The sequence below is a fragment of the Candidatus Zixiibacteriota bacterium genome (genome assembly GCA_022865345.1).
Lineage (GTDB): Bacteria > Zixibacteria > MSB-5A5 > MSB-5A5 > RBG-16-43-9 > RBG-16-43-9.
The window spans coordinates 21,353-28,256 of sequence record JALHSU010000205.1; the positions used below are offsets into that span (position 1 = coordinate 21,353).

General features: G+C 44.1%; 5 protein-coding genes. All 5 read left to right on the top strand.

The annotated features are described in order from the left end of the window. Positions 1 to 130: 130 nt before the first annotated feature. A complete protein-coding gene (acsA, locus tag MUP17_10325; protein ID MCJ7459375.1) occupies positions 131 to 1,834 on the top strand; it encodes an acetate--CoA ligase in 1,704 nt (567 codons plus the stop codon). Positions 1,835 to 1,988: 154 nt separating this feature from the next. Beyond that, positions 1,989 to 2,240, top strand: coding sequence for an acyl carrier protein (locus tag MUP17_10330; protein MCJ7459376.1), 252 nt, complete (start codon positions 1,989 to 1,991; stop codon positions 2,238 to 2,240). 86 nt (positions 2,241 to 2,326) lie between these two features. Further along, on the top strand, positions 2,327 to 3,574 hold the full coding sequence (gene kbl / locus MUP17_10335) for a glycine C-acetyltransferase (GenBank protein MCJ7459377.1): 1,248 nt from the start codon (positions 2,327 to 2,329) through the stop codon (positions 3,572 to 3,574). A gap of 423 nt (positions 3,575 to 3,997) precedes the next feature. Continuing rightward, positions 3,998 to 5,242, top strand: coding sequence for a glycine C-acetyltransferase (gene kbl / locus MUP17_10340; protein ID MCJ7459378.1), 1,245 nt, complete (start codon positions 3,998 to 4,000; stop codon positions 5,240 to 5,242). 421 nt (positions 5,243 to 5,663) lie between these two features. After that, positions 5,664 to 6,904, top strand: a 1,241-nt coding sequence (locus MUP17_10345; protein ID MCJ7459379.1) for a PAS domain S-box protein, incomplete at its 3' end; no start/stop codon positions are given.

Below are 6,904 nucleotides of genomic sequence, written 5' to 3' on the forward strand. Positions count from 1 at the left end.
AAGAAAATTGGCTTTTTTTAGTGAACCATCGTAGTCTTATGCCTCAGCTTGTGAAAAGTTTCACAAGATGACAAAGAATATCGACTTTATCCGATTTATAATTCTACTGTTTAATAAGAAGGAGTAATCTGTGGTAAGCAACATCGACTCTTATGAACAAAGGTATGAGGGATTTGACTGGTCTTTTTCCCGAAAGGAGTTAGGCTATAAAGAAGGTTCTCCGCTTAATATCGGTTATTATTGTTCAGATAGAATCTGTCAGCAAGGGCTGGGAAAAAAGTTAGCCATGATCTGGGAAGGGTTTTCAGGCGAGGTGGAAAGATATACCTTTGATGACCTTAAAGTCTATTCTAATAATTTTGCCCAGCTTTTGAAGGATATTGGAATAAAGGAAGGGGAAAGAGTCTTTATCTTTATGGACCGGATTCCGGAGCTTTATTTCTCATTCTTGGGGATTTTGAAGATGGGGGGGATCGTTGCCCCTTTGTTTTCCGCCTTTGGAGAGGATTCTCTTCTGACCAGGCTGGAAGATGGGAAAGCCTCTGCCATTATCACCACTCCAAAGCTGATGAAGAAGATAAGGAGAATAAAGGATAAACTTCCTGAGCTAAAAAAAGTCATCATTGCTACTGAGGATGAAAGTATCAAACTTGAACAAGGAGAGATGATTTACTCTGTCAGGAAAGCTAAAAGGATAGAAAATTTCGAGATTTTTCACACTGGACCTGAAACTCCTTCAGTCCTTCATTACACCTCAGGAACCACCGGAAAGCCCAAAGGGGCTTTGCACGTCCACTCCTCTATATTCGCTCAGTATTTGACCACAAAATGGTGCCTGGATTTAAAGCCGGATGATATCTACTGGTGTACGGCTGATCCGGGCTGGGTAACAGGGACATCTTACGGAATCATCGGTCCCTGGAGCCTGGGCATAACCCAGGTGGTTTTGGACAGCGGGTTTCATCCGGAAAAGTGGTATAGTCTGATCCAGAGACATAAGATAACTGTCTGGTATTCTGCTCCCACAGCAATCCGGTTATTGATGAGGGAAGGTGAGGAGATAGTAAAAAGATTTGACATTTCATCTTTAAGGCATCTTTGCAGTGTGGGTGAGCCTTTGAATGCTGAGGCTGTAATCTGGTCAAAAAAGGTTTATGGTCTTCCCTTTCACGATACCTACTGGCAGACCGAGACCGGATCTATCGTGATCTCGAATTATCCGGGAATGGAGATAAGACCCGGCTCAATGGGAAAGCCTTTTCCAGGGATCGAAGGAGTGGTTTTAGATTCTAATTATAATCTAATCACAAAAGCCGGCTCAGTCGGGTTGATCGCTCTAAAGCCCGGCTGGCCCTCGATGTTCAGGGCTTACTGGAATAATCCGGAGATTTATGATAACAAGTTCAAAAATGGATGGTACATAACCGGAGACAGGGCAAGTATTGACCAGGATGGATATTTCTGGTTCGTGGGAAGGGACGATGATGTAATTAACACTGCCGGTCACTTGGTCGGACCATTTGAAATCGAGTCCGCCCTTTTAGAACATGAGGCAGTAGCAGAATCTGCAGCCATTGGAAAGCCTGACCCGATAAATTTAGAGGTGGTCAAAGCATTTATCGCACTCAAACCAGGATTTCAAAAAAGCGATGAGCTTGAGCTGGATATAATGAATTTCATCCGCAAAAGGCTTTCTCCTCTGGCGATGCCCCAGGAGATAGAGTTTGTCCCCTCTCTGCCCAAGACCAGGAGCGGAAAGATTATGCGGCGATTACTCCGGGCTCAGGAGTGGGGAGAGCCGATAGGAGATACCTCGACCTTGGAGAATGATTGAGCTTTGAAAATTCCATAATGTTTAGATAGCATACAGGAGAATAATAAGTAGGGGTGGAGCTTGTCTCCACCCCTACCACCCAGGGCGTCCAATTGGACGCCCCTACGCGAACTCACAAACGAACCAGACAAAAAAATTTGAAAGGAGCAACAAAATGGATGATGCAAAAAAGATGATCATCGATTACGTCAAAAAAGAGTTCTTAGAGGATGACAGCGATATGGAGATCAAAGAGGATACCCCTCTCATCTCCTCAGGCATTGTGGATTCTTTCTCTATGGTTTCTCTGAAGACTTTCTTAGAGAAAAAATATAAGATTCAAATTCCGGGTGCTAAAGCTACTCCCGAGGCTTTTGACTCGGTGAATAATATCATTTCTCTGCTCAAAGAGTACGTCAAAATATAGCTATCCGGAGAAATCTGAATTTATAGAATCTGCTGCCTGATAAGCAGAAGATTATTTTTCAAAGATTATAATTTTTAGGAGGTCCTATGGCTTACAGCAGTAAGGCGAAAGAACATTATCAAAAGGAGCTGAATGGCATCCAGGAAGCAGGGCTGAATAAGCTGGAAAGATACATTCACTCTCCCCAGGGCGCAGATATAAAGGTGGAATTTCCAGAAGGGGCTGAAGAAAAGGAGGTTATAAATTTTTGCGCCAATAACTATTTAGGCCTTTCCAGCCATCCAGAAGTAATTAAGGCAGCTCATCAGGGTCTGGATGCCAGAGGGTATGGGATGTCCTCGGTCAGGTTTATCTGCGGGACCCAGGATATCCACCGGGAGTTAGAAAGAAAGTTCTCCGAATTCTTAGGCACAGAAGATACGATTCTTTTTCCTTCCTGTATGGATGCTAATGCCGGAGTATTTGATGTGCTTTTAGATCGCGAAGATGCGATGATTGCAGATAAGCTCGTGCATGCCTCGATTGTAGATGGGATGAAACTCTGCAAAGCCCAGCAGTATGTTTATAAGCACTCTAATATGGAACATCTGGAGGAGAAGCTGAAAGAGTCCCAGGAAAACCGCTTCAGGATGATAATCACTGACGGGGTCTTTTCCATGGACGGGGATATTGCCAAACTGGATGTTATTTGCGACTTGGCGGAAAAATATGATGCCCTGGTTCTGGTGGATGATTCCCATTCCACCGGATTTGTCGGAAAGACCGGAAGAGGGACGCATGAGCACTGCGGGGTTATGGGCAGGGTCGATTTAATCACCACCACTATGGGTAAAGCTTTGGGAGGAGCTTCAGGCGGATGCGTGAGCGGCAGAAAAGAGCTTATCGATTTGCTTCGCCAGAGAGCCAGACCTTATCTTTTCTCCAACACGGTTCCACCGGTTATAGTCTCTGCTGCCAGCAAAGTCCTGGACCTTATCTCAAAGACCACCGAGAGAAGGGATAAGTTAGAGAAGAACACCCTGTATTTCAGGAAAAAAATGACTGAAGCAGGTTTCGATATAAAAGAGGGGATCCATCCGATTGTTCCCATAATGCTTTATAATGCCAAGCTGGCTTCTGATTTTTCCAAAGACCTGTATTATGAGGGAATCTATGTGATCGGATTTTTCTTCCCGGTTGTTCCTCGTGGGGAAGCCCGGATCAGGGTTCAGATCTCAGCCAACCACGAGATGGAACACTTAAACAAAGCCATTGAAGCCTTCACTAAGATCGGTAAAAAATATGACATCTTAGGAAAGGATAAGAAGGCGATAATAGAAAAATACGGACTTTAAAATGAAATGACGAATACCGAATAACTAATGACGGATAAAACATGTAGGGGCAGGCTCCCACGCCTGCCCTTTCCTTTTCTCCAAATTTTATGTAGAAAATTGTCAACCAACCCCTTGGGTATGGTTGAACCACTTCGACTGACCGTTGGAGAAGTGTAGCGGAAGGCTTCAGCCTTCCATTTTGTAGAGACCTGAAGACCTCCGCTACATTAATTAGGGGTGGCTTTACTTAACTCACAATTGGCTTACCTATAAAATAAAGCTAAAACTTTATACTCCAAATCCAAAAAATAATAAATCAAAAAGAAGTTGACTAATTTAAAATTTTTCCCTAAATTGAGAGCAAGAAGACCAATATAGTCATAGAAGTTATCGTTTACCGTTTATAAGCAAGTTCAAAACTCCACAAGAACGGAGGTCGTAATGGCCTATAGCACATTCAAGGGGCTTTACCAGGCGGAATTAAAGAAAATTAAAGAGGCGGGGTTAAATAAAGAAGAACGTTATATCCTTTCACCCCAAAGGGCAGATGTTGAGGTGGAGTTTCCTCCAGGTGCAGAAAAAAAAGAGGTTGTAATATTCTGTTCTAATAACTATTTGGGCTTAGCTAGTCATCCGGAGCTTATCAAGGCAGCCCAAGAGGGATTGGAAAAATACGGTTTTGGTCTTGCCTGTGTCCGGTTTATCTGTGGGACTCAGGACATTCACGAGGAATTGGAGAGAAAAATCTCAGAATTTTTGGGCACTGAAGATACCATCCTTTATACCTCCTGCTTTGATGCTAATGGCGGGCTTTTCGAAACCCTCTTAGACCAGGACTGCGTGGTGATCAGCGATGAGCTTAATCATGCCAGCATAATCGATGGGATCAGACTGTGCAAAGCAGAAAGGAAAAAGTTCAAGCATGCTGATATGGCAGATTTGGAAACTCAACTTAAGGAAAGCGGCAGGCACAGGATAAGGATGATCGCCACAGACGGAGTTTTCTCTATGGATGGAGATATCGCCAGATTAGACCAGATCTGTGATTTAGGGGAAAAGTATAATGCTCTGGTTATGGTGGACGACTCTCATGCTACCGGCATCTTAGGGAAAACCGGAAAAGGGTCAATCGAATATCGTGGAGTAGAGAAAAGGATAGATATCATCACCAGTACCCTGGGTAAAGCCTTAGGAGGCGCCTGCGGAGGATTCACCAGCTCCAGAAAGGAGATAATAGACCTGTTGAGACAGCGCTCCAGGCCTTATCTTTTCTCCAATACCCTCCCTCCCTCACTGGTTTATGCGAGCATCAAAGTCCTGGAGATTCTAAAAAGAAAGCCCGAGCTTTTACATAAACTATACAAGAATACCTCTTATTTCAGGGAAAAAATGAAAGAGGCTGGGTTCCAGATTAGGGATGGGGTCCACCCGATTTGCCCGATTATGCTATATAATGCCAGGCTGGCTCAGGATTTTGCTAAAGACCTGTATTATGAAGGAATCTACGTTGTCGGATTTTCTTACCCGGTGGTCCCTCAAGGACAGGCAAGGATAAGAGTCCAGATCTCAGCCGTGCATGAGACCAAACATCTGGACAAAGCCGTTGAAGCTTTTATCAAGATCGGTAAAAAATACGATATCCTGGGAAAGGATAAGGCTGCGATCATTGAGAAATATGGGATGTAAAAGAAAATGACGAATAACGAATAACGAATGACGGATAAAAACAGTTGGGGCAGGCTTCTATACCTGTCTTTTATTTTTTGAGACCTAAATAGATCCACAAGCAAGGCTGAGGCCTTGCCCTGCAACCTAATCCTTTATTTTTTAATTCCGATAAATATAAATGAACATCCAGATCTGATCATTCGAAAAACGGGGGGTTTTTGATCGGATTTTTCAATCTAAAAACAAAGAATAATCTCTTTGGAGTGTAAGCCTTCAGGCTTACAGCCATTAATAAAGCTAAAGCTTTATACTTCCGTGTTAGATAGAAGTTATTGGTTGACATGGAGAAGCATATAGGTTATTCTGATGAAAAAAACCAGGATAAGTAAGGTAAAAATTAGAGAGTTTAATCCCAAGATAATGGATGGAGTATAAACTTATGCGACAGAAAAAGTGGACAGAAAGAATAGGGGGGAATCCGGGGCTGATAATAATTGGAGCATTTATCGTTTTAAGTATCATACTTGCTACAGACCACCTATTTAACCTTCCTCAACTTTTCTTCGGGGCGCCACCTGAGCAGTTCGAATGGGGAGAAGTTGTTTTTGATTTAGTTGCCATTTTTTGCATTGGCTTGATTTCATTTACCCTGGTCCGAAAATCCGAAGCAGAACGGAGTGAAATAGAGCAAATTCATTGGAGGGAAAGGAATAAGGCACAAGAGTATCTTAATATTGCCGGAGTCATTATCGTGGCGATTAATACAGAGCAAAAAGTTACGCTTATAAATAGAAAAGGGTGCAAGATCTTAGGATATGAAGAGGAAGAGATTACCGGGAAAAATTGGTTTGATCACTTTCTTCCAGAATGGGATAGGGAAAGAGTAAGAGCCACTTTTATAAGGTTGATACCTGGCGGACAAAAGGCGGCTGATTATTTTGAAAATCCTGTTTTAACCAAAAGCGGCGAAGAAAGAATTATTGCCTGGCACAATACCTTATTGACAGATGAAACAGGTAACATTACCGGTACTTTAAGTTCAGGAGAGGACATAACTGAGCATAAGAAGGCAGAGGAGGCGTTGAAAGAGAGCGAGGAGCGGTTCCGTCAGCTTGCGGAGAACATCGATCAGGTCTTCTGGCTCACGGATTGGGATGCCAAACGGCTGCTCTACGTGAACCCTGCCTACGAGAGGTTGTACGGCCGCTCCTGTCAGAGCGCGTACGACGACAGGATGAGCTGGCAAGACGTCATCCACCCGGAGGATCGGGCCCAGGTCAGGGAAGCCTTTGCCCGGAGTGCGGACTTGAGCCAGTACGTAGAGGCAGAGTACCGAATCGTGCGTGACGACGGCACAATGTGCTGGGTTCTGGATCGCAGCTATCCGATCCGGGACAAATACGGGAGGGTCTTCCGTTTCGCAAGCGTGGCTGAGGACATCACCGAGCGTAAGAAGGCAGAGGAGGCGCTGCGTGAAAACGAAGAGCGCCTAAAATTGGTGTTGGAAGGAGCCGAACTCGGCTCTTGGGACCAAAATATGGAAACGGGAGAGGTCGTCCGCAATCGCCGTTGGGTGGAAATGCTCGGCTATACTTTGGAAGAAATCGATTCGCATGCAGATGCATGGAAAGAGCTGATCCATCCCGATGATCTGCCAATAGTTAACAGGATTGTCGAAGA

Coding starts and splice junctions, on each gene's coding strand:
- kbl (MCJ7459378.1), top strand. CDS start 3,998: ATGGCCTATAGCACATTCAAGGGGCTTTACCAGGCGGAATTAAAGAAA.
- kbl (MCJ7459377.1), top strand. CDS start 2,327: ATGGCTTACAGCAGTAAGGCGAAAGAACATTATCAAAAGGAGCTGAAT.
- MUP17_10330 (MCJ7459376.1), top strand. CDS start 1,989: ATGGATGATGCAAAAAAGATGATCATCGATTACGTCAAAAAAGAGTTC.